The sequence below is a fragment of the Fictibacillus enclensis genome (genome assembly GCF_001457035.1).
In the GTDB taxonomy this organism is placed as follows: domain Bacteria; phylum Bacillota; class Bacilli; order Bacillales; family Fictibacillaceae; genus Fictibacillus_C; species Fictibacillus_C enclensis.
This window is the reverse complement of sequence record NZ_KQ758617.1, coordinates 1,420,737-1,447,011: the sequence shown is the minus strand read 5'-3', so window position 1 is coordinate 1,447,011 and position 26,275 is coordinate 1,420,737. Positions and strand designations below refer to the sequence as shown.

21 protein-coding genes are annotated in these 26,275 nt (G+C 43.5%); 3 read left to right on the top strand and 18 right to left on the bottom strand.

All coding sequences use genetic code 11. The features are described 5' to 3' along the window. Positions 1-66 precede the first annotated feature (66 nt). The 4 genes from AS030_RS07520 to AS030_RS07505 all read right to left on the bottom strand — a co-directional run bounded on the left by AS030_RS07520 (position 67) and on the right by AS030_RS07505 (position 4,897). Positions 67-606, bottom strand: a complete 540-nt coding sequence (locus AS030_RS07520) for a helical membrane plugin domain-containing protein (RefSeq protein ID WP_061970078.1) — start codon at positions 604-606, stop codon at positions 67-69. A 1-nt stretch (position 607) separates the two neighbouring features. After that, positions 608-3,553 carry a formate dehydrogenase subunit alpha gene (gene fdhF / locus AS030_RS07515; RefSeq protein ID WP_061970076.1) on the bottom strand — a complete coding sequence of 982 codons (2,946 nt, stop codon included), beginning with the start codon at positions 3,551-3,553 and terminating at the stop codon, positions 608-610. 130 nt (positions 3,554-3,683) lie between these two features. Next, a complete protein-coding gene (locus AS030_RS07510; protein ID WP_061970074.1) occupies positions 3,684-4,049 on the bottom strand; it encodes an STAS domain-containing protein in 366 nt (121 codons plus the stop codon). A gap of 44 nt (positions 4,050-4,093) precedes the next feature. Beyond that, positions 4,094-4,897: an STAS domain-containing protein gene (locus AS030_RS07505; RefSeq protein WP_141687038.1), complete on the bottom strand. Its 804-nt coding sequence runs from the start codon at positions 4,895-4,897 to the stop codon at positions 4,094-4,096. Between the two features lie 251 nt (positions 4,898-5,148). Here AS030_RS07505 and AS030_RS07500 point away from each other — a divergent pair, with 251 nt between their 5' ends. Then, positions 5,149-6,405 (top strand): YeeE/YedE family protein, encoded by a 1,257-nt coding sequence (locus tag AS030_RS07500; protein ID WP_061970070.1) that lies wholly within the window; start codon positions 5,149-5,151, stop codon positions 6,403-6,405. 73 nt (positions 6,406-6,478) lie between these two features. Here AS030_RS07500 and AS030_RS07495 read toward each other — a convergent pair whose 3' ends face one another. The 12 genes from AS030_RS07495 to AS030_RS07440 form a co-directional block, all read right to left on the bottom strand. Further along, a complete protein-coding gene (locus AS030_RS07495) occupies positions 6,479-6,970 on the bottom strand; it encodes an N-acetyltransferase (RefSeq protein ID WP_061970068.1) in 492 nt (163 codons plus the stop codon). 122 nt (positions 6,971-7,092) lie between these two features. Then, the gene (locus AS030_RS07490; RefSeq protein ID WP_061970065.1) at positions 7,093-8,280 is read right to left on the bottom strand and encodes a MalY/PatB family protein; all 1,188 of its coding nucleotides are present in this window, start codon (positions 8,278-8,280) and stop codon (positions 7,093-7,095) included. Further along, on the bottom strand, positions 8,277-9,185 hold the full coding sequence (locus AS030_RS07485; RefSeq protein ID WP_061970063.1) for an NAD(P)/FAD-dependent oxidoreductase: 909 nt from the start codon (positions 9,183-9,185) through the stop codon (positions 8,277-8,279). Before AS030_RS07485 ends, AS030_RS07490 begins: the two co-directional genes overlap by 4 nt. A gap of 107 nt (positions 9,186-9,292) precedes the next feature. Then, entirely contained in the window at positions 9,293-10,573 is a 1,281-nt protein-coding gene (egtB, locus tag AS030_RS07480; protein ID WP_061970060.1) for an ergothioneine biosynthesis protein EgtB, read from the bottom strand. A 1,114-nt stretch (positions 10,574-11,687) separates the two neighbouring features. After that, positions 11,688-12,137 carry a hotdog fold thioesterase gene (locus tag AS030_RS07475; protein ID WP_061970058.1) on the bottom strand — a complete coding sequence of 150 codons (450 nt, stop codon included), beginning with the start codon at positions 12,135-12,137 and terminating at the stop codon, positions 11,688-11,690. Between the two features lie 99 nt (positions 12,138-12,236). Further along, positions 12,237-13,058 carry a carbohydrate ABC transporter permease gene (locus AS030_RS07470; protein WP_061970056.1) on the bottom strand — a complete coding sequence of 274 codons (822 nt, stop codon included), beginning with the start codon at positions 13,056-13,058 and terminating at the stop codon, positions 12,237-12,239. Beyond that, positions 13,058-14,032, bottom strand: a complete 975-nt coding sequence (locus AS030_RS07465) for a carbohydrate ABC transporter permease (protein ID WP_061970054.1) — start codon at positions 14,030-14,032, stop codon at positions 13,058-13,060. The genes AS030_RS07470 and AS030_RS07465 overlap by 1 nt, the downstream gene beginning before the upstream one ends. A 77-nt stretch (positions 14,033-14,109) precedes the next feature. Further along, positions 14,110-15,387: an ABC transporter substrate-binding protein gene (locus AS030_RS07460; protein ID WP_061970052.1), complete on the bottom strand. Its 1,278-nt coding sequence runs from the start codon at positions 15,385-15,387 to the stop codon at positions 14,110-14,112. 107 nt (positions 15,388-15,494) lie between these two features. Further along, on the bottom strand, positions 15,495-16,931 hold the full coding sequence (locus AS030_RS07455; protein WP_061970049.1) for a response regulator: 1,437 nt from the start codon (positions 16,929-16,931) through the stop codon (positions 15,495-15,497). Further along, a complete protein-coding gene (locus AS030_RS07450) occupies positions 16,909-18,354 on the bottom strand; it encodes a sensor histidine kinase (RefSeq protein ID WP_061970047.1) in 1,446 nt (481 codons plus the stop codon). Before AS030_RS07450 ends, AS030_RS07455 begins: the two co-directional genes overlap by 23 nt. Next, positions 18,351-19,313: a sugar-binding protein gene (locus AS030_RS07445; protein WP_141687037.1), complete on the bottom strand. Its 963-nt coding sequence runs from the start codon at positions 19,311-19,313 to the stop codon at positions 18,351-18,353. The genes AS030_RS07450 and AS030_RS07445 overlap by 4 nt, the downstream gene beginning before the upstream one ends. A 211-nt stretch (positions 19,314-19,524) precedes the next feature. Next, positions 19,525-21,027 carry a M1 family metallopeptidase gene (locus AS030_RS07440; protein WP_061970044.1) on the bottom strand — a complete coding sequence of 501 codons (1,503 nt, stop codon included), beginning with the start codon at positions 21,025-21,027 and terminating at the stop codon, positions 19,525-19,527. Between the two features lie 243 nt (positions 21,028-21,270). Between AS030_RS07440 and cbpA the strand changes: the two genes are divergently transcribed. Next, positions 21,271-21,927, top strand: a complete 657-nt coding sequence (cbpA, locus tag AS030_RS07435; protein ID WP_061970042.1) for a cyclic di-AMP binding protein CbpA — start codon at positions 21,271-21,273, stop codon at positions 21,925-21,927. Between the two features lie 43 nt (positions 21,928-21,970). Here cbpA and ggt read toward each other — a convergent pair whose 3' ends face one another. Further along, the gene (gene ggt / locus AS030_RS07430) at positions 21,971-23,737 is read right to left on the bottom strand and encodes a gamma-glutamyltransferase (RefSeq protein WP_061970040.1); all 1,767 of its coding nucleotides are present in this window, start codon (positions 23,735-23,737) and stop codon (positions 21,971-21,973) included. Between the two features lie 130 nt (positions 23,738-23,867). On the opposite strand from ggt, the gene AS030_RS07425 reads away from it, so the two are divergent. Then, on the top strand, positions 23,868-24,605 hold the full coding sequence (locus tag AS030_RS07425) for a gamma-glutamyl-gamma-aminobutyrate hydrolase family protein (RefSeq protein ID WP_061970037.1): 738 nt from the start codon (positions 23,868-23,870) through the stop codon (positions 24,603-24,605). Between the two features lie 28 nt (positions 24,606-24,633). Here AS030_RS07425 and AS030_RS07420 read toward each other — a convergent pair whose 3' ends face one another. Next, positions 24,634-26,160: an FAD-dependent oxidoreductase gene (locus tag AS030_RS07420; protein ID WP_061970034.1), complete on the bottom strand. Its 1,527-nt coding sequence runs from the start codon at positions 26,158-26,160 to the stop codon at positions 24,634-24,636. Positions 26,161-26,275 lie beyond the last annotated feature (115 nt).

Here is a 26,275-nt window from a genome sequence, read left to right as displayed (position 1 = left end):
TGATGACGGATAAAAAAAGAAAAAAGCCCCCCATTTTTATGGAGAGCTTTCATTCTTCAGAGAGAATTAGCCCAGGTTTTTCCCTGGATCTCTTCTTTGAACGTCAAACTCTTCGGTTTGACGTTCTTTTGGTTCGGTTTCTTCGCCCATTCCCTTCAAAAAGGACAAAAGAAGTGTAATCGCTCGATTGATTTCCGGGTCTTTCAGTGCCTTTACCAGACTGAAATAACTTGTTTTTTCTTCCGTATCATTCATTTCTGCTACTCTGGCTACACCAGAGTTCACTTTAAGAAGCAGCGGTTCAATTTGTTTTACATTTAATGTTCCCAGTACCCCCGTCAACAGAAGGAGGTTTTTCAGGGTATTCGATGTCTCTGGGGTATCTGCTGTTTTCACCAGTACATTCAGCACCTTGTCTCCCTGGCCAAAAAGTCCGTTTAAAAGAGGAAGAATCCCCTTCTCATGCATGTGATTTAAAACACTCAGCGATTCCAGCAGGGCATCTTTATTATGAATGAGAGCATCCTCGACTTCCCTTAAATCCTTGCGGCGCAGTTCTTCTTCCGTGAATTCCTGCCGATAGACGGTTTTTGTCGCTTTAGCCATCTTATCTCAACTCCTTTTTCACGAGATCTCCTGGGAATACATAATCCTTCCTTGCCCACTTTTTCTGAACATTTACTCCAATTTGCGGCTGAGGATTTCCATTTCGGTGATTGATGCTTGGAAGTGGATCTGTACCTTCGGATTGCAAGATCTCCATTTTGGCCATGGTTTCCTTATAAGCGGGTGTATCCGTATCTTTATCCGCATAGCTGCTCGTCAGCAAGTTGATGGCAGCATCGCCATTATCGTTCATTGGCAGATAGACTTCTTTCCCTTGGACACGGTCGGTTATATGGCATTTCACTTTTACATTTCCGTAAGGGGAAGTCAGACGGACAAGGGTTCCATTTTTCAATCCGCGCTCAGCTGCCAGCTCCGGAGATACTTCAAGGAAAACACTTGGCGTTTTAGACGTTATCCCTTTTGCTTTATACGTCAAGTTTCCTTCATGGAAATGTTCAAGCAAACGGCCATTGTTCACATGGATATCATATTCTTCTCCAAAATGGACGGGCTTTGTCCACTGAAGCGGGAATACAATGGCTTTTCCATCAGGAAACGGAAAATCTTCCATGAATAAATTTGGAGTATCTGTTCCGTCTTCCGCGACAGGCCACTGAAGACTTTTAAAGCCCTCAAGACGTTCGTATGTCACTCCTGCAAATAATGGAGTTAACTGAGCAGCCTCCTCCATGATATCGCTTGGGTGTTTATAGTCCCAGTTGGCACCAACAGCATTGGCGACTTCTTGTATGATCTGCCAATCCGGTTTAGATTCCCCAAGCGGTTCGAGCACCTGATAAAGACGCTGTATTCGGCGTTCAGTATTCGTAAAGGTTCCCTCTTTTTCAAGACTTGGGCTTGCCGGAAGAACAACATCAGCAAATTGAGCCGTTCTGGAAAGGAAGATATCCTGAACCACGAAAAAGTCAAGTTTTTCAAATCCCGCATGAACATGATTGATATTGGAATCTACAATCCCCATATCCTCACCTTTTAAATACATGGCCTTAAGCGTACCGGAATGCATGCCTTCCACCATTTCATGATTGTTTAAGCCCGGTTTCTCCGGAAGTTTTACTCCCCATCCATGTTCAAAATTTTGGCGGACACGTTCTTCTTCAATGTGCTGGTATCCAGGCAGCCTGTTCGGCATACTGCCAAAATCACTTGCTCCCTGTACATTATTATGTCCGCGCAACGGATAAGTCCCAGCCCCTGGCTTTCCGTAATTTCCGGTGATTAGCATCAGGTTGGAAATGGCTGTGCTTGTATCGCTTCCTGCACTGTGCTGTGTAACACCCATAGCCCACAGGACACATACGGTTTTCGCTTCATGTATCATTTCAGCGATGCGAATCAGCTCTTCTTTTGAGATGCCGGTTTCCTGTTCAGCAAATTCCAATGTAAAAGGAGCGAGGCTTTCCACATAATTGCCATAGCCATTCACCCGGTTCTGAATGAAATCATCGTCAGCCCAGCCTTGGTCAATGATATATTTAGCGACAGCCGACAGCCAGACAAGATCGGATCCCGGAGCAGGACGAACGAAAAGATCCGCACGTTCGGCCATTTCATGCTTTCGCAAATCAGCCACAATCAGCTTTTGTCCTTTAAGTTTATGTGCACGCTTAATTCTTGTCGCCAAGACAGGATGCGACTCTGATGTATTCGTGCCCACACCGATGACCAGGTCTGAGTTTTGAATATCCTTGATGCCACCTGAATCTCCCCCATGACCGACCGTTCGGAAAAGACCAAGGGTAGCCGGCGTCTGGCAGTACCTTGAACAATTGTCAATATTGTTTGTCCCAATAATTCCCCTGCCGAGCTTTTGCATTAAATATGCTTCCTCGTTGGTACATTTGGACGAACTGATAAACCCGAAGGCATCCGGGCCATACTTGTTTTTAATTTCACCAAATTTGTGTGCAATCAGTGAAAGGGCTTCATCCCATTCCGCTTCTCTGAAGGCATCCCCCTCACGAATAAGAGGCTTTGTTAATCGTTCTTCACTGTTCACAAATTCCCAGCCGAATTTCCCTTTTACACACGTGGAAATGCCATTCGCAGGGGCTTCTGCATGAGGTTCCACTTTAAGAATCTCACGTCCTTTTGTCCAGATTTCAAAGCTGCACCCCACCCCGCAGTAGGTGCAAACGGTTTTTGTTTTATTAATCCGTTCATCCCGCATGGCTGATTCCATGTCTGAAATGGCCAAGATAGAACCATACCCTGTTTCAACGGCTTTTGTAATTTCAATCATTGGACGAAGCGTATCCCTGTCAATTCCGGTCATATAGCCGGCTTCACCTTCCATCCCTTTTTCCATCATGGCATTGCATGGACAAACCGTTGAACAATGGCCGCAGGAAACGCAGGAAGATTCGTTTATCGGAACATCATTATCCCAAATCACTCGGGGGCGATCACGCTCCCAGTCAATCGACAGTGTTTCGGTAACCTGTACATCCTGGCATGCTTCCACACAACGCCCGCAAAGGATGCACTGATCCGGATCATAGCGATAATACGGATGAGACCGATCTGCTTCATATGGTTTTTTGGGCTCAAATGGAATACTTTGGTGATTGACTTTCATTTCTTTAACCGTATTGTGCACTTCACAATTTCCATTATTATAGTCACAGACGGTGCAATATAGTTCGTGGTTATGTAATATCCGGTCCATTCCAATCACTTGCGCTTTTCTTACCTCTTCAGAAGCCGTCTCAATGACGTCTCCGTTTTTCAAGCCGGTGGAGCAAGAACGGACAAGCTCACCATTTACGCTCACAATGCAGGTGTCACATGTTTCGATAGCTCCAAGACTTGGATGATAGCATACATGGGGAATTTCAAGATCACTGGCTGTCAAATGCTGAAGTACGGATGATTTATCTGATGCTTCTGTTTCTACACCATTCACTGTTACTCTGATTGACATATAGCTCACCGCTTTTCATATAGTTTTAATCATCTCCCAAACCCATTCCCTATCATTTCATCTTTAAACGTAGAAATTGGGAATAAAAAAGCAGGCAGCCCACGATGGGCATGCCTGCTTTTAATCTGTGTCAGTTTGGAAACAGGTCGTTTTGTGAATCTAACGCTGCCAGACCTTTTTCTAAATCAACTGCAGTGGATATGTTTTTCATCGATATTCCCATTTCATTTAAAGTAATGGCAACAGAAGGCTGTACGCCAGTCAATACGACCTTCGCTCCCATCAAATCTGACATTCTCACCATATCTCCAATAATCTTGGCGATAAAGGAATCTACCAGGTCAACAAGCGATAAATCAATCACTACCCCGGTAGCATTTGAAGTCTGAATTTTATTAAGTAAATCTTCCTGCAGGCGTAGAGCTGATTGATCATCCAACTCCTCTTGTATGGAAATCAGCAATGAATGATTGACTTTTAAAATAGGAATACTCATCAGAAAAACCTCCCTGCGAATTTTCGATTGAATGTTTTCTTTATTTAATGAAGCATCATATTATCTTTTTGTGGCGGGTTATATTCCAAATCAATTTGTATAAACTCATCCAAGTTTCTTAAAAAATAGGCTTTATCATATATATCTTTATTTTTCAAATAGAAAGCATGGCTGGGCTTTAATCCTATGACATAGCAAATTACTCCGACCAGGTTCAAACTGTGAATAAGCTCTCTTAGAGAAGTTATTCCATCGGTTGTCAGCTTGTTCAAATTGCTGAAATCAAAGAACACCATGTTGAAATCACCGTCATGAGCTGCGTTTGTCAGCGATAAATGATTTTCTTGAATAAGCTGTGGAGATAGTTCACCGGAAAGCGGTACTAAGCCCGCATGTTCAGATAACCGGATAAAATTAGCCGACAACTCCAAAATGCGTTTTAAAGATTGTTCAAGCTCCTCTTTTTGTTCCAGCAGCTCGAAGTCAGTTTCAGCCAGCCTTTTGCATTGCTGCTCCACTTTGCTTTCCAATGCTTTCAGTTTGCCGCTCTGCTCAATGCAAACGAGGTGGCCGACACCATCATCCCATTGAATGGAGCAGCTGAATAAGGAGTAAGGCGAATTTACCGTTTGAAGGACTAGTTCTATTTCCTGTGTTAATTTTTCGGAAACGAGAAGAAAAATCGCTTTCTCCCTGCTCTCCAAATCCACCAGATCCAAGAAGTTTTCTTTTGAAGTGAAGGTTTCACGCGACTTATCGGAACGGGACAAAATATTCAACTGCTCGTCAATCTCAAAATAAGGAATCGGCAAATGTTTAATGTTTGAGCCAAGTACGTTGTTCATCATGCACCTCCTAGTCCTTCATTGGTAATAAAAAAGCGAGGAATCGAATGTATTCCCCGCTGCAAGTCTGTATAACATTTTGATAATGATCTTAATATATATTGTATCACAAATGGTAATTTATCTTCAACCATTCCTGTATTAAGTAACTCGCTATAAAACATATAATTCATACCTGAGCAATATGGTTTATTTTTAATCGATTGTAGTATAAAATAATTAATCGTATAAATTAAATATCAGGAGTTGATTTGATGGGGATGACAGCAAATGCTCTTCCGAAAAAAACGGAGGCTGTCTCAAATAAAAAGAATAGCGGTTTAGGCTCCCCGCAGCGGAAAATAGTTATTGCAGCTTTGGCTGCTGCGGTAATCCTTAGTATATTTGCAATCAGGATTGGCGGAATGGAGCAGGGTCTACTGCTATGGCTGGGGCTTCTGCTTGGATTTACACTCTTTCATGCAAGGTTTGGTTTTACATCAGCTTTCAGACGGTTTATGGCTGTTGGCAATGGTGAGGCTATTCGTGCCCACATGCTTATGCTCGCAGTAGCCAGTACCTTATTTGCTATCATATTTTCATTAAACACCACTTTGTTCGGCGCACAGCCCGCTGGCAATGTGTCACCCGTTGGCACTAGCTTGATTGTTGGAGCTTTCCTTTTTGGTATCGGCATGCAGCTTGGCGGAGGCTGTGCTTCTGGAACATTATACGCAGTGGGCGGCGGACGATCTGAGATGTTTCTAACATTGATTGCGTTTATCGCAGGCTCTGTTTTAGGTGCATGGCATTATGGATTCTGGATGAACGACACGCCATCCTTCCAGGCGTTTTCACTTATTAAAGACAGCGGTCTTGGCCTCTTCGGCGGATGGGCGCTGCAAATGGTCATCCTTGGTGCCATCACCGTGTTAACCGTTATCGTTGAAAAAAGGAGACGTTCTCCCAAAATGGCAGCACTTCCTACAGCATCCGGCTGGAAACGAATCTTTTTAGGTTCATGGCCTCTCATTGCCGCAGCTGTAGTACTTGCTGTATTGAATGCAGCGACTCTTTATGTAAAAGGATCACCATGGGGAATTACTTCAGGATTTACCTTATGGGGTTCCAAAGCAGCAATGGCCCTTGGGATCGACGTGACCAAATGGAGTTATTGGGCCGGAGAAAAAGCGGCTCCTCTTCATCAGTCCGTTTTTACAGACGCCACTTCAGTCATGAACTTCGGTGTGATTGTTGGAGCCCTTTTGGCTTCCACACTGGGCGGACTCTTTGTTTTGAGGAAAATTCCGATGAAGCGTGCAATGGCGGCCATTATTGGCGGTTTATTGATGGGTTATGGCGCACGTTTGGCATTCGGTTGTAATATTGGAGCTTATTTCAGCGGGATTGCCTCGTTCAGCCTTCACGGGTATGTATGGGGGATCATGGCGATGCTCGGTACCTACACAGCTCTTTATTTAAGACCATTGTTTGGAATGTCGGTTCCCAAATCGACTGACCATTTTTGTTAAAATACATTTTAGAACGCTTTTTCTTCAAAAAAGCGTTCTTTTTTTATGTTTTTTCAAGAAAAAAAAGAGAGCCTTACGCTCTCCACTCGATGAATCCGGTCTTTGTTGCTGTGTTCACTTCAATTTCAAAATCGTGCTTTTCATAAAAATGGATAAGACGATCCACATGATCCCAGTCCCTTGGAGCAATATCTCCTCGAATAACAGGAATGTTATGATCCGCTGCCAGCTCTTTCAGATACTGAATACATATGGATCCATATCCCTTGTTTGAAGGGCCTCTTATATCACCAATAAAAATACTCTCGTCATTGGTATAAACGGCATCAATTGAAAAATCCCAAATCCCCTGAAAAGAAGTGGAGCAGTCATTCAGCATGATCTTGCACTGGTGTTTGTTCTCATCCTTGTAAACAATGGTCAAATTCTCTTCCTTTGTTTGTTCCACACCAACGACATCCCACTTTTTCGCAATTTCCTTCATATCATTCTGCATGCGCAGCACCTGAAATTCCAATCTGTCCCGTCCGGTTTCCTGTTCGGTTCGTTCCATTACGGATTGCATCCTGACCCTCCCTTCTGTTCAAGCATTTTTTATAAACACATATCTTTCACACAGTTTGCCATTGTACTAGCTTTGCTTGCTTTTTTCAACCCTTACCGCATAAAAAAAGGCCTGATTATGGATCAGGACTTTTCAATCTTATATTTTTTAATCGCGCGTTCCAACCGGTTCAGCCCTTCTTTTAAAGTGGCCAAAGGACAGGCAATGTTAATACGTTCAAATCCTTCGCCTTCTTTGCCAAAAATATACCCTTCATCAAAAGCAATCTTTGCTTCATCCTGCATGAAGGCCTCCAGCTTTTTGTGGTCCATGTTCAATGCTGTACAGTCCAGCCATACAAGATAGGTGCCCTCGGGTTCAATGACTTTGATCTCCGGAAGTTTTTCAGAAATAAACCGTTTAAGATAAGAAAGGTTATGATCTAAATAATCCATCAGACCTTCCAGCCATTCATCTCCATGCTGATAGGCAGCTTCAGCTGCAATGATACCCATGGATCCAGGGGAGAAAAAGCCGATTTTCGCAAGATAGGTGTTAAACCGGTTCCGAAGGCGTTCATTTGGAATGATAATGGTGGAAAATTGCAAGCCCGCCAGATTGAACGTCTTACTCGGTGCGATGCCGGTAATGGTCCGGTTTTGTATATCCTCTGAAAGAGATGATACCAAGGTATGCTTATACCGTTTATAAATCAAATCAAAATGGATATCATCAGAAAAAAGCAGGACATCATAAGCAATGCAGAGTTCTGCAAGCTTTTGCAATTCAGCTCTTTTCCATACCCGGCCTACTGGATTGTGAGGGTTGCATAATAGCATCAATTTAATTTCATTGTTCTTAAACTGATCCTCCAAATCAACGAAATCCATTTCATAGCTATCGCCTGTATACCGAAGGGAGTTCTTATAAAGCTTCCGTCCATTTTTTCTTACCATATCCCCGAATGGATAATAGACGGGAGATTGGATCAGCACTCCGTCCCCTGTTTCGGTATATGTATTGATGGCTGCTGATATTGCAGGTACGACTCCTGGTGTAAACACAATCCAATCACTTTCGATTTCCCAGTTGTGGCGGGTTTTCAGCCAATATTTTACCGCGTCTATCGTTTCATCCGTTGCTTTGGAATATCCGAATACCCCGTGCTCCAGCCTTGATTTCATGGCATCAATAACCTTTTGAGGTGCTTTGAAATCCATATCTGCCACCCACATCGGTAACAGATCTTCTTTGCCAAAAATCTCTTTCGTATGGTCCCATTTCACGGAATGGGTGTTTAACCGTTCGATCTGTGTATCAAAATCGTTCATTTTTCCCTCCTGCGTAACTCTTTCTGAATCCAGATGGCCGCTTGAACCCCATCGCCCATCGCAATCGTGACCTGTTCAGAATGGGCAGCAACATCTCCCGCCGCCCAAACGTTTTTTATATTTGTTTCTTTTGTTCTCGCATTTACTATAATATGCTTATTCTCCAGTTGTACACCAAGTTGCTCAGCCAGTTCGCTATGCACCCGGTTGCCTCCGAAGGCGACAAACGCACGATCACCCTTAATGGTTGTTCCATCATCTAAAACAACGCCTTCAAACACAGCTTCATCCTTTACGAGAACCTCAGTAATGGCTTTTTGTACATGATCAATACCCAGCTTGGTAAGTTCTTGTTCTCTGGAAGGCTCAAGCCTTTTTTGTTCATGATTGATATAAATAATCGATGAGGCCCAATAATGAAGAGTTGTAGCCATATTGGCACCTGCTTCACCGGACCCGAGTACAATGACTTTTTTATTCTGTACTTCATACCCGTCACAATCAGGACAGATAAACATCGTGGCACCAAGGCAGGTTTTTATGTTTTTAATATCTGGGAGCCGGTCGGTTACGCCGGTAGCCATCAACAGGGTTTTTCCTATAAGCTTTTCCTTGGCATCAGTGGTTATGATAAACCCGTCGTTCTGATTTTCCGCTTTTATGGCTTTTTGGTTTAAAAACTGCACGCCGACACGTTCGGCCTGAATTCTACCCTTTTGCCTGAGATCTTCACCACTGACACCATCAGGCCACCCCAAAATATTCCGGTAATTTCTGCACAGGTTGGATCTTCCCTCATTGGCATCGAGAATAACCGTTTTGCGGTTATACCTGCCAAGCTGGATGCCTGCCTGAAGGCCGGCTATTCCTCCACCTACAATAATGCAATCAAATTCTCGTTCCATTTCGTCTCCCCCGTTTCATGCTGTTTTTCATTCCTTAATTTTTCACTTTTATTCATGGTGGTAAACCCCCTTGCTCGATTAGGAGACAAAATGAAACGAGAAGGAAATTATTGATGAATGTCCCCCGCTAACCGGAAACCACTGAACTGCCACCTTTTTTCCGGCTGAAAAAAGTTACGGTATGTTGCCCTGATGTGTGAAGCAGGCGTGGCACAAGAACCGCCGCGGAGCACCATTTGATTACACATGAATTTAGCGTTATATTCTCCAAGAGTTCCTTCATAGGGTTTGTTTCCGGGATAGGATACATACGGACTCTTCGTCCATTCCCAAACATCACCAAAAGCCTGTAAGAACGGCGTCTGATTTGTATGTTTAGCAGTCTGCGGATGAAATCTTCCAGAATCGGCCAAGTTTCCTTCGATGGTTTGCGAAGAAAAGGCGTTTTCCCATTCTTCTTCCGTTGGAAGGCGTTTTCCCGACCATCTTGCAAAAGCATCAGCTTCATAAAAACTGACATGGCAAACTGGATCATTAGGATTTAATCGCTGTTCTCCGGCTAGTGTATAGGTACACCATTCTCCTTCCCGCTCAAACCAATAAAGCGGGGCTTCCCATTGATTTTTTTGAACGGTACTCCACCCGTCACTCAACCAGTACTGGGGCTTTTTGTATCCTCCATCTTCGATGAAGGCACAAAATTCATCGTTTGTTACAGGTCTTGTGGCCAGCCGGTAGGAATCCAGCCATACTTTATGAACCGGTTTTTCATTGTCAAAGCAAAACGACTTGCCATGGTTTCCGATCTCGACAAGACCGCCCTCCATCTCAATGAAGGTAACAGGCTCTGTTGAAGATTCATATTCTTTACTTTCGTTTCTTTGATAGGCGGGGAGAAACGGGTTTCTCGATAAATTGTATTTAATATCTGTGAGCAAGAGTTCCTGATGCTGCTGCTCATGGTTCAATCCAATTTCAAGCAGGCTTCCGATTTCTTCGCCCATCTCGTCCATACTGTCTGACATGAGCAATTTTTTTATGTATTTGTCCACATGCTTCCGGTAAGCAAATACTTCCTCAACAGAAGGACGGGTAATCAGCCCCCGCTCAATTCTGGGATGAAATGGTCCCGCCGTTTCATAATAGGAGTTGAACAGATAGTCAAAATGATCATCAAATCCGTTATAGTCTGTCAGGAACTCCTTCAATAAAAATCTTTCGAAAAACCATGTGGTATGCGCGAGATGCCATTTAGGAGGGCTTGCATCCTCCATGGATTGAATAATGAAATCCTCCATGTTCAGAGGCTGTACCAGCCTTTCGGTAAAGGAGCGGACTGCCGAGTACTTGTTTGCCAGTTTTTCTTGATCAATCTTTTGAATGCTCATTATATTCCTCCAAAAAGGTTATGGATTTTTAGAGAGTTTACCCTATTTCCATTCATTTTCACATCTTTTTTCATTCCATTGATCATATGTATTCCTTCCGCTCTCATGTTCATTTTCCTTCCTGGAAGGATAATAAAAAGCCAGTCATTATGACTAGCCTTTACTCGAAAATTACCCCTCTATAATAAATTTTTGAAGTTAAAGCATTCTTATACAAATTTATCGCTCGCTTCTGTCCCATTTAATTTAGGGTCACTTCTGGAACTTCGGCAACACGTATAAAAAACCAATCACAGCTAGTTTTTCGCAGGGGTTGACGCTGCGACATAAAGGCTTTTGCTCAAGGATTTTTTTAAAAATTTTCAAGGCAGATAGGGATTAGTCCAAACTACATAAAAACAGGCGAATAAGATAGAATGCTGGAAGGGTTGTAGTCCTTCCGTAATTAATTTGTTAAAGGAGGGTATTTTATGCCCAAAAAACCACCAAGAAAAAAAAGTTCTAGTTCAAGTTCTAGCTCAAGTTCCTCTCACCGTTCTTCTAGACAATCCTCTAAACAGTTATGCTCATCTAAACATACCAGTTCTTCCACTTTAAAAAATAGCAGAAAATCAAAAACCTATCAGGATTCATCCTCATGTCATAGTGGGTGCAAACAAAGAAAGAAGAAATCGAGGCGACATAAAAAACGTTGTTGCTGCGATCCTTGGGGTTGGATTTTTTAAATTTAGAGACAACCAAGAGTTACGGCGTTTAACCGCCGCCAGTAGAACAAATTTAATAATACAAAAAAAGTCGATTCCTCACTATGCAGAAAATCGACTTTTAGTTTTTTTGTAATTTATAAATAGCTGATAATAATTAATATAATCAAATGCGGTACGTGAAATTAATTGTAACTCAATTATCATGGATGAGGGTAAACGTATCTCTTCTCCTTCAAATATTGTAAAAATTGCTTTTTCGTACTCTACGATTTCTTAGCTTCTTTTACTAACGCCATCCACTCTGGTTCAAGAGGCTCTTCAATATTCTTTTCTCGGTTATACTCCGATTTAATTTTCAATTCGTCACTCCTTTTCATAACTAAGGAAAAAGATCAAAAAAAGGATTATTAAGGTTGAACGGGGACAAAATAGTCATTTTTCCTGTAGGCGAGCGCTTCCATCACCGCCAAAAGCTCTCCGTTGCTTTCCACCCGGATGTTGTACCAGGCCGTGCGGTTATTTTTCTTTTCCTCCGCAGCTGTTGCTTTTATGATCGCCCCTGCTTTTCCGGCTGCCATATAATTCATGGTGGTCGATAAACCGACCGATGTTTTGCCATGAGAATTACAGGCTGCCGCAAATACAAAATCCGCTAGTGCAAACAAAACAGCACCATGCGCGGTGCCATGCGAATTGAGCATATGATCTTTCACCTCAATCTCAGCTGCTGCTGTACCCTCCCCCAGCTCAGTCAGCCTGATTCCCAAAAAGCGTGCATAAGGTTCATTTTCAAACAGCTCAAAGATTTCTTTTTTATACTTTTCATGTAAGTTTTGCTCTGGCAGATTGGATTTCATTTCTTTTCTCCTCTTTCGTTTTTTGATTATTAAGAATGATGGATAAATTTATCATATCATAAAAAAACAGTCACCTCTTGTAGGAGATGACTGACTCTTTTAGCCCTTTACCGATCCTGCCAGCAAGCCCTTTACAAAAAATTTGCCTAAAAAGATATAGACGAGCAAAGTTGGAAGAGCGGCAAGCAAGGCTCCCGCCATTTGGACATTCCATTGCACAATCTGGCTGCCGGACAAGTTTTGGAGCGCAACCATGATCGGCTGCTGGGAAGAGGTTGTGATGGTTACGGCAAACAAAAACTCGTTCCATATGTTGGTGAACTGCCAGATTCCAACCACCACAAATCCAGTAATGGATAAAGGAATGATAATATGCTGATAGATTTTGAAAATGCCTGCTCCATCAATTTTCGCAGACTCGATCATTTCTTCCGGGATACTGGCGTAAAAGTTTCTGAACATCAGTGTCGTAATCGGGATACCATACACCACATGAACAAAAATGAGACCCGGTATAGTGTTGTAAAGCCCGGCTTCCCTTAAAAATTGGATAAGCGGAATCAAAATACTCTGATAGGGGATAAACATACCGAACAGCAACGCCGTAAAGATCCAGTCCGATCCTCTGAATTTCCATTTGGAAAGAACGTAGCCATTTAAAGAGCCCAGCAACGCGGAAAGCAACGTGGCGGGAATCACCAGATAAATGCTGTTCATAAAATTCGGTGCAAGTTTTTCAAACGCCAGCTGATAGCTGCTGAAATCAAGGCTGTGCGGCAGCTGCCACATTTCGCTCAACGAGATTTGGTCCAGCGGCTTCAAGCTCGTGATCAGCATGACATACACCGGCATGAGATAAAACAGGCTGAGCAGAATCAGAAGCAAATACAATATGGTCCTTGAGACGGTCCTGATGGCCATCAGGATTCCCCCTTTCTGCTCGAAATCAAATATGGGACGATAAAAATAGCAACCGACAGCAGCATAATGATGGAGATGGCTGCGCCGTTGGCATAATAGTTGCCGCGGAAGGTGGTCTCAAACATGTAAACGCCAGGAACATCGGTCACAAAGTTTGCCCCCGGACCTGTCATCGCATAAATCAGATCAAAAATTTTAAGTGATATATGGGCCATAATGATAACAACGCTGACGGTAATCGGGGCAACCATTGGAAAAATAATTTTACGGTAAATTTGAAATTCGGTCGCACCATCCATACGCGCAGCTTCTCTTATTTCTTCCGGAATGGCCCTTAAGCCCGCGAGGTACATGGCAACTGAAAAGCCTGTCATCTGCCAGGCGGCTGCAATGACTACAGCGATAACAGCGATCGGGATACCAAACTGTATTTTGCTCCATTGAATACCGGGAATAACGGTCACTGATGTGTACCAGAGAGAATCAAGGCCGAATTTTTTCAGAAACAGATTCACACCTGTTGCCGGGTTTAACAGCCATTGCCATATGACACCTGTTACGATGAACGATAATGCCATTGGGAAAAAGAAAATGTTTCGAAACAGGCTTTCCCCCCGTATTTTCTGATCGAGGAACACCGCAAGCAACAGCCCCATGAACAAAACAGCGAGAATAAAAAACAAAGTAAAAAAGAGGGTGTTCCGCAAATCCGCCTGGAAGCGGAAATCTTTAAACAAAAACAAATAGTTTTTCAGGCCGGCAAACGATAGATCCGGCACAAGCGAATTCCAGTTGGAGAGGGATACATAACCTGACCAGGCAATAAAGCCATACACAAATACCGCAACAGCGATGATTGAAGGCAGAATAAAAGCAAATGAGAGCCATTGATCGACATTCCATTTTTTCCGTTTCTTCGCTGAAACGGCCAATGAAGAGCCGGATTGAAATGAAGGCAAAACTTTAGGTTCCATTAAAACCGTTCCTTCCTATGTTTGATTGCTGATATGAGAAAAGAGGAAGATTGTTTCTCCTCCTCTTTTTTAGCATCTTACTTTTTCAGTTCGCTGCTTGCCTGATTCAAGGAATCGATCAGCTGATCCACGTTTTTCTGAGTAACAAAAATGTTCACTGCCTGGTTCGCTTTGGTTACAAATCCTTCCGGTGCAGCGGAACCATGTGCGAGGCTTGGAGCGAGCTTAGCTTCTTTAAATTCTTTCATCGTTTGTTTTCCGTATTCATCATACTTGGATTCATCGGCGTCCGTACGTGCCGGAATGGATCCTTTTAAAGGGTTAAAGGCATCCTGACCTTCAACAGAGCCGAGCAAAGACAAGAATTGTTTCACGTCTTTTGCGTTTTTCACTCCTTTAGGAAGTCCGAATGTATCGGTGATAATCATAAACTGTCCTTCTGAACCAGGAGTTGCCACCCATCCGAAATCTTCATTTACTTTCAGTTTCAGATCGTTGACAAAATAACCCTTTGCCCAGTCTCCCATGATATTCATCGCCGCGTCTCCCTTGGCGACCAGTTGAGAAGCATCCTGCCAGTTTCTTGAGCTGTGATCATCATTCACATAAGACAGCATCTTTTTAAAGGTTTCAGCAGCTTTTTTTACTTTAGGATCATCAAATTTTAAATCTCCTGTCCATAGCTTCTGGTAATCTTCATTTCCCAGCGTGCCGAGAAGTATGTTTTCAAAGATCATGGTTGCTGTCCAAGGCTCTTTGTCTCCCAGTGCAAGCGGAGTGATTCCCTTTGCTTTCAACTTGTCGGCCACTTTAAAAAATTCATCGAAGGTTTTTGGCGCCTGAAGATTATTATCAGCAAAAACCTTTTTGTTGTACCAAAGCACATTGCCGCGGTGAATATCCACGGGAACCGAATAGATTTTGCCATCCTTTGAAACCATGTCGATCAGTTGTTTTGGAAACTTATCTTTCCAACCTTCTTTATCATACAGATCATCCAGCGGTTCCATTTTGCCAGCTGCTACCCAGCCGTCGTTCAACTCTGCTCCCCCATGTACCTGAAATGTGGCAGGCGGATCATTCCCCTGCATTCTGCTCGCCAGAACCGCTTTTGCATTCGTTCCGGCTCCTCCTGCGACTGCCGCATTTTCAACCGGAATGTCGGGGTTTTTTTCTTTAAACAATTTAATAAGTGCCTTCAGCCCGTCCTCTTCACCTGCTCCGGTCCACCAGCTAAAAATCTCTAGTTTACCAGAACTTTTTTTATTGTCCGGCTCGCTTGAGCTGGATTTGCTGCAAGCTGAAAGAATCAGTGTAAACGCGAGCGCGATCAATATCCAAGCCTTCTTTTTCAAATGAACTCCCCCTTTGGTTTGTTAACGCTTACAAATTAAGTATATAAACCAAAACCATTCATGTGGGAGGCTAATTTCTGCACTTTTTTATCTTTATCTTCACTTTTTTAAGGTGCGGCCCATCCTCTCCTGTGCTGGTTGAGTGCTTTTTCCCTGACATACTGCTTTGGAGAGAGCAAGAACTGCTTTTTGAACACACGGCTAAAATAATTGGGATCCTTATAGCCCACCATGAAGCAAATCTCTTTCAGGCTATACTTGTTCTTGTTCAGCAGCGTGACCGCTTTATTCAGCCGGACTTCTGTTAAAAACTCGATGAATGTAACATTGGTTTCCTCTTTAAAGAGTTTGGTAAAATAGGTCGGGCTGAGGCCAACCATTTCTGCAACCTGCTCCAGTGAAAGGGGTTCGTGCGAATGCTCATCGATGTATTTTTTGGCGAGCGACACCGGATCCTTTGCTCTTTTGGCATCCTGTATCATCTGGCAGAGTCCGTGAATGAGTTCATCCCATGCCTGTCTGGTTTGTGGAAATTGCAGATTGGCTGATTCAACGCCTTCATGAATAAGCTGTTCTTTCAGCTCAATGTAAAGGTCCGCTGTTCTTCCCTGATTCATGAGCATGCCGAGCATGGCAGAAGCTTCGAAAGGTTGATTGTTAAAAATGGCCGCTATGAGGTTATCAAATGGGATTTCACACGTCGGACCGTTGTCTGAGAACAAGGCATAGCGGGAACTTCCCTGCATTTTCAGTTGCATAACCGTATACAGGGCTTCTTCATAGGACCGTCTTATCTTATTCATTTGAGTATAAGGAGTCCCGATTCCTATTCTCCATTTTTCGAAACTGGAGGACATCAGCTTTTTTGCAAGAAGAAGAGCATCATCCGATGGATCTTGCTTTTCGCTGATAAAAAGGACAACCATCTGACTTCCATGGGGTACAGCGATGAAGGGAGAGGGTGAAAGTTCATTAAGTAACTCTATAATGGGTTCTGCCAAAAGATCTCCCTCTCCTTTCATCACCGTGATATAGGCATTTACCATTCGAGGATACAGACGTTGAAGTGTATTAATGGGTTCATCCTGCAGCTCGTGCTGCAGAATTTTCAACAGAATATTCTCCAATACGACGGCTGTGGATTCACTAAACAGACTCTCCCGCTCCTGTTCTTCAACTATGGATTGGAAAACCCTGTGAATCGCCGCTGATGTTTCATCCTGGGTACTCGGCTTTAAAAGATATTCTCTTACTCCCAGTTTCATCGCTTCCTTGGCATAATCAAAAGATTCATAAGCGGTGACCATAATGAACTGTGTGTGGGGAAGCTTTTTGCGAATTTTCTGGATCGCTTCTATTCCGTTCATACCCGGCATTTTAATATCCACCGTCATGAGTTGCGGTTTGTGCTTTTCTGCCAGCTCGACCGCCATTTTGCCATTGGCCGCTTCTGCTGCAATTTCCAGATCAGGAAAACGGCTTTCGATGATTTTCCTTAGAGCCTTTCTTTCAATTGGTTCATCATCCACAATTATTGCCTTCAAGTGAAGCACACTCCTCCATTGGAAAGATTAATTTAACACTTGTGCCTTTACCCTTTTTGGAAGAGATGGTTACGAGATTTTCAGATTGATAAAAAAGCTCCATCCTTCTCATCACGTTCTGCAGGCCGATACCTGTTGAATGGCCTACATGCTGGTTGTTTTTTTCCTGATGATTAGTAATCAGGGTAACGAGTTCTTCAGGCATGCCTGCTCCATTATCATGGATCTCGGCAATGGTTCTGCCATTCTCTGAAAAGATGTTCAGTGAGATGTTTCCGCCTTCTTCCATCCCCTCCACCCCATGGATAAACGCATTTTCCACGATTGGCTGAAGAATCAGCCTGGGCACCAGAATCCTCATACACTCTTCGTCGACGTTTACAGAAAAAGTGATGCGGTCGGAAAAGCGGGTTTTTTGAATGTAAAAGTACTCTGTCACGACTTTTATTTCTTCACGCAATCGAACCGATTGGTTAATATTGCCCAGACTGTACCGAAGAAGTGTTGAGACAGCATGAATAAGCTTGGATGTCTCCTCCGCATTCTCAAAATAGGCCGTCCTTGAGATGGTATTCAGTGTATTGAAGAGAAAATGCGGATTGATTTGATTTTGCAAATGTTTGAGCTCCAATTCTTTCAATAAGGAATCAAGCTCTGACTTTTCTTCTATTTCTGCGATATACTGGCGGATGTTTTTTCTCATTAAATTAAACGTCTCCCCCAGAAGTTTAAGTTCATCGTTTGAATCAATATGTATTACATGCCCATCCAGCTTTCCGGCAGACACTTCCGATGCCGCTTTTGATAAAATTTGAACCGGCTTGTTGATTCCTCTAGAAAACCATAATGCGAAAAAAACAGCCAGTAATACGGTAGTATTGAATAAAAATAAGGCAAACCATTTGAAAGAGCCATTTCTTCGTTCCAAATCATTATAGAATGATTGATAGTCTGTTAGTTTAAGATTGATCAAAGACATAGTCGTATCTTGAAGATAGGTAGAAGTGTTACGTGCTTCCTTAATATGCAGGGAATACTGATCGATATCATCCCGGATCGCAAAACCGATCGACATCTCGCACTCCTGGATTAAGGTTTCAGTCATATGGATATAGGATTTCACCTGAATATCCCCAAATCCTTTCTGGTTTTGAAGCTGCTTTGTTTTTTCGTTTAATGTCACCCTGAGTTGCTGAAATTCATTCAGCACACGCTGATTTCTGCCGAGCACAAACTGGTTTGCTTTTTCATAAAGCTGGTTGGATGTTTGAGAGATTTGATTAAGCAGCAGAAACTGCTTAAAGCTGGAATCATATTCCTGGAGAAAGGAACGGCTGCTGAAAAAAATAGAGATGGAAACCACATTAAAAAGCAGAACAAAGACAAAAAAGTAGAGGAGAAGCTTGCTTCGTATCGTTTTCATGGATGGCTCCCCTTCAATTTTGTCATAATATCGGTTTTAGTATATTGAAGAGAACCCGGGTATACTCCTTTTTTGATAGAAAACAGTGTTTCAACGGCACGCTCTCCCATGACAAACGGGTACTGCGCGACGGTTGCATCAATCTTTTGCTTGTTTAGAAGGGTTAATGTCTCGGGGAGGGTGTCAAAAGCGATAATAAACGGCCTTTTCTTTTGCTGATACAAAGAGGCCACCTGGCTGATGCCCAGTCCGTCAAGAGCGCTTGTTCCATAAAACGCTGTGATGTTTCGATGGTTTTTTAGCAGTTCATACGTGGCCTGTATGGCACCGCTTTTTGTAATGTTGGATTCTCCTATTCCTGCAATTTGAATACGGGAGACGTTTGAGACGGCATCTTTAAACCCTTTAACTCGAAGCTGCTGGTTGGAGGCATCGAACCTTCCTGTGACGATTCCTACTTTTTGTAGTCCAGAGGTTTGTTTGATCATTGTCTCTCCAGCCAGTTTTCCTGCAAGGTAATTATCCGAGCCAACATAAGCCATACGGACACTTTCTGGTGCATCGGTATCCACGGTTATGAGCGGAATCCCTTTTTGGACCGATTTGTTGACAAGATAGTTGAAGGTGTCGCTGGACACCCCTTGAGTCATTATGCCATCCACTTTACTTGCGATCGCTTTGTCAATAAACGTAAGCTGCTCCTCATTATTCGCCTGTTTTGGCCCCCAATAGTCCAGATGAATGTTATGTTTTCTTGATGCAGCTTCCGCCCCCTTTTCTACGAGTCTCCAATACTCATTGTCCACTTCTTCGGAAATTAAAACAAAATGATAGGAATAATGGGAAGGCTGCTGTGCGTTTGAAGTAACCTGGAATGTTTCCCTTCCAAAATAAAGCATTAAGCCGGCATTTAGCATAAAAAGGGCGAAAAAACCGGTAACTCCCACTTTTTTTAACACAATTCATACCCCTTGTAAGCGTTTTTATCCTTATCTTAATGGATTAAACTCAGGTTGAATAGCCTGTATTTACCTTATTCTTCAAAAAGAGCGGCTTTTCCGTTTAAAGATGGAGGAAAATAACAGATAAAGAAGGCACAAGCCTAGGTAGGACGCAGAAATAATAAAGCCGGCCCTTTTAAAAAAGAGCCAGCTTTTAAACGAGTTGGAATTATTCCTGATCGGATACATAGACGCGGTGATCCTGGAAGAAGGCACCAAGATCCTTGCCGCTTTCTCTTTCCATAATACGTATAAAATCTTTGGTTGTGGCTACGCCAAACTTCTTTTCTTTAAAATAAGCTTTCATAGCTGAATAGAACACTTTGTCACCCAATTTCACACGCAGATCATTTAAGGTGCGAGAACCGTAACCATAAATCATCTGATAGTAGGCACCGACTCCCTCATCACCGTATGCAGTAAATGCGGAAACAGGCGAAGAAAGGTGGAGCTCCTTGTTGGCTACAGGAGGCGTCGTCAATTGGTTCAGCTCATTATCATGCAATGCTGCAGCGAAGGTTGCAAAGGACTCGTCCAGCCACGGCTCATCATATTCATTGTCCCCGATGATACCGTAGAACCACTGATGGCCAATTTCATGCGCAGTAACGGATCTCACCCATTCCTGTGAGCGGTTACCCGCAATGCTGATCATGACCAGCTGTGGATATTCCATTCCCCCGAACCATCCTTCCATACCGACAATATCAAGCTCCGGCCAAGGATAGGTTCCAAAATGGTCACTAAAGAGGTCAATGCTTTTCAGACCGGATGCAAGCATCGAATCAGCATAGCCAGCTTGTTCTGCCGTATAGTAAACATTGATCTTAACGTTGTTGACCATTCCTTTTTTTACTTTATACGTAGGATCCATCTCCAGTGCAAAATCCCTTACATTATGGGCTTTGTACCTGTGAATGGCCAGATTTCCTGCTTTTTGAGGTTTTCCAATTTCTTCCCCTGTTGCCGCGATCACCTGTTTTTTATCCGTAGTCAAGGTTACATCGTAATCGCCGGTTAAGGAATAGAACGATTCACCCGCATTAAAATAAGGATCGACATTCCATCCTTCTTTGTCATAGACGGCAAGAATCGGAAACCAGTTGCCAAGGGAAACGGTATTTTTAAACCAACCGAAACGGTCCTGCTGTTGTGGAACAGATACGGTAAAATTCATGCTGACAGAGGCCGTAGCACCCTTTTTAATTTTAACCGCAGGAATATGTAATGCTGTTCCGTCTACATTGTAAACAGCCCGTTTACCGTTAACCTTCACATTGCTCACATCCGTGCCGCCGCCGTTTTCAGCGAAATCTTCGGCGTTGCCCCAAACATTAAAATAAAGTTCGTTCAGATTTTTCTTCAGGTTGTTTTTAAACTTAACTGTTAACTTTCCTGAAATCTGATGCTTTTTACTATCGTAAAAAACATTCATTTTATAGCTCGGTTTGGAAGGTCCCATCACCTCCTGGCCGCTTCCCTTTTTAACCATTCCTTTAAAGGGCACTTTAGGCACACTAAACGCTTTACTGGCCGAATGGTAGGCCCCTGGAATGTGGGAAGGTGAAGAATGCTGCCCTTCCGCAGCTGCGGCTGCCGATCCTGTAAATAAACCGGCGGCAAGCAATGCTGCGGTTGTTGCTTTTACGGCTTTGTTTGCATTTTTTTTCATTAAATAGCCTCCTTGAAAAGACATTGAATTACCTTTACCTATTTCTGGTTATTTTGTTTGACTCCTTGCGTCAAAAGAAGGAAATATCCGACAAATCAAGATAAAAAAGAGGAAAATTTACACAGGACTTTGGACCAGAAGAGTAGAAACATGGCTACATTTGTACTTTCACCTCAGAAGAAAAGGGGATCAGGAGGCCACTGACGAAGGTAGTAGTGAAGCCATTATGATTTCGAGGGGGAGATGGAAATAAAAATCAAGTCGAACTATGTACCAAAAACCAAAGTAACCTATGTTACGGCAGATACATCTATAGCAGACAGCCGAAAAAAGCTGATTGAATCGGGGTACAGGTGCATTCCCGTTCTTGATGAAAATCACCAGACATTCAAGGGCTTAATATACAAAGAAGCCACATCCGATTATATGATTGAAGGAACCGGACAGCTCTCTGATCCTGTGAGTCAGCTGCTAAAAGATGAAAGTGCCTTTGTGTATGAAGATACCCCGTTCTTTAAAGTTCTTTTTACCATAAGACGCCTCCCTTTCCTTGCCGTTCTTGATCAAAACGGACATTTTCAGGGAATTGTCACCCACTCAAAAGTGATGGATATTCTTGAAGACTCTTATGGGATAAAAAAAGGCGGATATTCGCTGACCATTTCTACAACCGAAGGCAAAGGCTCACTAAAAAAATTATTTTCCTCGATCGGAGAAGAATACAACATAGAAGGTGTATTTACACAGGATGCGGGAAAACAGTTCGTGCGCAGAATCATCATCACCCTCAACCGGACCGTTATGGAAGAGCAGGTGAATCAACTCGTCCACAAACTCGAACATAGCGGATTTAAAGTAGCGGAAGTGGAAGATTTGCGGGAGCATGAATCAGCATTTTAAATAAAAAAAGAAGACGCATGGACTGTCCATGCGTCTTCTTTCCCTATTTTCTGTTATTCAGCGTGACACCAATGGCGGCACCGTTTCGGCTAGAGTCGGCCACTCCTTTAAAATAGCCCTCTTTGCTGTCGATAAAAATACTTTGGACGTTGCCGATTTCATCGCCGGGCTGGCCAAAAGCATGCCCTTTTTCATTCAGTTCTGAAATAACATCGGCGGGAATTCCTTTTTCGTACTGATAGTTGTTCACATTATTCGTGTATATTCTTGGTTCTTCCACAGCCGCTTTTAATTCCATCTTATATTCAAGAGAGTGAAGAATGGTCTGTAATACCGAAGTGATAATAGTTGGACCGCCTGGTGAACCAACAGTTAAATAGGGTTTATTATTTTTGAAGATGATTGTCGGCGTCATGCTGCTGAGCGGCCGTTTATTGGGCTGGACCTCATTTGCCCCACCGGGAACTGCATCAAAATCCGTGAGCTCGTTATTGAGCATAAAGCCATAACCCGGAACCATGATCCCGGTTCCAAACACTTGCTCAATGGTCGTTGTGTAGGAAACCACATTTCCCCATCGGTCGGCTACTGTAAAATGGGTGGTCTGGCCGGTTTTTTTGTTGTCATTTTGGGGTACAACCTTATAATTTGGCGTGCCATTTTCATATTTCCAAGGATCTCCGGCCCTTACCGTCTTATTCATATGGTCGAGTCCAATGAGGGACTGGCGCTCTTTAATATAATCCGGATGCAAAAGCCCTTTGACTGGCACCTTCACAAATTCCGGGTCACCAGCATAAGCTGCCCGGTCTGCATAAGAAAGATGCATGGCTTCGGCAAGGAGGTGATACTTTTGCCACGATTTCACGTCGTACTGTGATAAATGGTAGCTATCAAGCATCTTCAGCATCTGCAAGAGGAAAACCCCTCCTGAACTCGGCGGCGGCATGCTGGCGACCCTGTATCCTTTATAATCTCCCCATACCGGCTGATCAACATTCACATGATAGTTTCTAAGATCGGATGGTTTGATCGTACCTCCTCTTTTTTGCACTGTCCGCGCAAGTGCACGTCCGGCTTCACCCTTGTATAACACATCAGGTCCGCCCTTGCGAATCAGGCGGAAGGTCCTGGCCAAATTCTTTTGAACGAGCTTATCCCCTTCTTTCAAGGGTTTTCCATGCGGCAGAAAAACATCTTTAGCCGCTGAGATGGAAAGCTTTTCTTTGCTTTCCTCAATTGATCTTGCAAGAACTGAATCAATCCTGAAACCATGCTGAGCCAGGCCAATGGCCGGATTGATAAGCAGGCTCATTGGCTTGGTTCCCCATTTATCCAGCGCTTTTTGAAGGCCGGCCAACGTTCCTGGAACTCCGACTGCTGTTCCTTGAGTAACCCTTTCTTCAAAGGGAATTGGTTTTCCATCCTCGCCAAGAAACATATCGGGTTCAGCTCCCGCAGGGGCACGTTCCCGGCTGTCAACAATAGAAGTTTTTTTGGTGCTGGCATCATATACCATCATAAAACCCCCTCCGCCGATCCCCGACATCATGGGCTCTGTGACATTGAGCGCAAATTGTATGGCGACTGCTGCGTCAACCGCATTGCCACCACTTTTGAGCACATCCGCTCCAATTTTGGAAGCGAGAGGGGTGGCGCTGGCTACCATTCCGTCCTGCCCGTAGGCAACTTGTGAATACGAATGGGTTTTCTTGGGCTTCAGTGACGCCTTTGCCAGTCCTTCACCAGGCTGGAATACAATAAAAAAACTGAGAACCATGATCAAAAAAACGGAGAATTTTTGCTTCATGCGTAACCTCCTCATATTTTGAATTTTTAGATAATTCAGGTTTATGTTTACCCTCTGATTTAGTTTGCAAACGTTCAATTATATTTGGGCATACTGGTAGACACCGAAAGATAGGAAAGGATGGTTATTCATGAACAGAATTCTCCCCGTGATCGGGATTACAGTTTCTTCGTCCATGTACAAGGGAAACAACAGTTCTATTTTGAACCTGGCCTACAGCAAAGCCATTGTTAAAGCTGGAGGGTTACCTTTTCTTATACCGTCTGTTAATCGTGAAGCGGCCTGCGAAAGTCTGGCTCTTTGTGACGGTCTCCTGCTTCCAGGCGGCGATGATATTGATCCATCCTTTTTTGGCGAAGAACCAGTAACCAACCTTGGAAAAGTAAACCCGCAGCAAGATGATTATGAAATCGGAGTGCTAAACAAAGCCCTAGAGCAGAACAAGCCTGTTTTAGGCATATGCAGGGGAATGAGTATTTTAAATGTCGCTCTCGGCGGCACCATAATTCAGCATGTGGGCTCCGAACTGAAAAATCCCATCAAACATCATCAGGAGGCCGCACGCAGTGTGCCCACTCATTCGATTGCTGTTGTGGAAAATTCCCTGCTGCACGACATGACAGGGAGGAAGACGAATTTACGGGTCAACAGTTTTCACCATCAGGCAGTTAAATTGATACCTTCAGCTCTCCGCCCTGTTGCCTTTGCTCCCGATGGCGCGATTGAATCGATAGAATCCGTGGATCCAAAACAATTTATCCTTGGCGTTCAATGGCATCCCGAGGAATTGAATGATACCCCGTCACAGGCAACCTTGCTTGAGGGGTTCATAAGAGCCTGCCGTGCCAACAAAAAAAGGCTTCAGTAAACAACTACTGGAAGCCTTTTATTATTCATTATTCGTCATTCAATTTTGTCAGCGGATCGGTAGCCGGTCCCTCAACGACTTCTCCTTCATAGGAAAACCTTGAACCATGGCATGGACAATCCCACGTCCGTTCCGCGTTATTCCAGGCCACTTCACATCCAAGATGGGTACAGGTCGTATCCAATACGTAGAGCTGGCCGCGTTCATCCTTATACGCACCTGCTCTTTTCCCATTATAGGTAACAGGAGCACCCTCATCCGGTCCAAGATCGGCAGGCGTCCGGTCAGGCATCTCCAATTTTCCTTCTATTAAGTGTTTGGCGACATCGGCATTTTCCACAACTAATGTTTTTAAGCTTGGGTCAGCTTTAAACCTTGAAGGCGTAAAGACATCACGGTACGGATTTTCCCGTTCCAGAATCAAATCTCTCACCAGCATGCCCGCGAAAATTCCGTTGGTCATCCCCCATTTTCTATACCCAGTGGCAACTAATATGTTGCTGTGCACAGAGGTGATGGGTCCGATGTACGGGATTTTATCCAAGGTTACAAGGTCCTGTGCAGACCAGCGATACGGTATGTCTGTAGCTGCCAACACGTCTTCGCTAAATTTGCGGAGCGCTTCATAGTGTTTTTCTGTATTTTCATCCTGCCCGGTTTTATGGCTTTCACCACCAACAATGAGCAACTTTTCCCCGTTATTTTCGGTGTATCGGATTGACCGGGTCGGACTGTCTGCGCTTAAATACATGCCGCCGGGATAGTCCATCGTTGTTTTCACTCCTATGGCATAGGAGCGTTCAGGATGCATCCTCGCAAAGTAGAATCCTGCTCCGTCATAAAATGGGAAGTGGGAAGCGACAACTGCATGACGGCAACGCACTTTATGCCCTTCCCTTGTGACGACAACCGGATTTGGTCCGGTTTGGATGTCAGAAGCAGTTGTCCCTTCGAATATTCTCCCCCCCCTTTTTACAAATTCATCGGCCAGGGCCGCCAAATATTTAACAGGGTGAAACTGGCCCTGCTTTTTCATGGAGACGGCACCTAGAACGGGAATATCCAAAGGAATGGCTTCCAGATATTCACTATCGATGCCAAGCTTCTGGTAGGCATCGTACTCTTTTTTTACCTGCTCCAGGTACTGCTCGGATTCTGCATATATAATCGCATCCTGCTCGGAAAAATCGCACTCAATGCTATGTTCCTTAATGGTTGCCTTCATAAAATTCAGCGCTTCATTATTTGCTTCATAATATTGCCTTGTAACTTCCTCTCCAAAGTGCTGAATCAATTCATCATAGATGATACCATGCTGGCACGTGACTTTTGCTGTTGTATGTCCAGTCGTACCATTTAACAGCTTTCCTCCTTCTAGCAAGATAACATTTTGACCTTCTTTGCTTAAAAGATAGGCGGTTGTAATTCCTGTAATCCCGCCTCCAATGACAACGACATCCGCTTCATCGTCAGCATTCAAAGGTTCATATCCTTTCACTGTGAAGGAATCTCTCCAGTAGGATTCGGAAAATTGCGGCAGTTTGCTGTTTGTCATTTTGTTCATTCCCTCCTGTCATTTCCTATATTTCCCTGTTTTTCTGTTTTCATGTCATCATTCACTTTATTTTTACTCTTATACCCAATTATCAGGAAAATAAAAAAACCGGAGA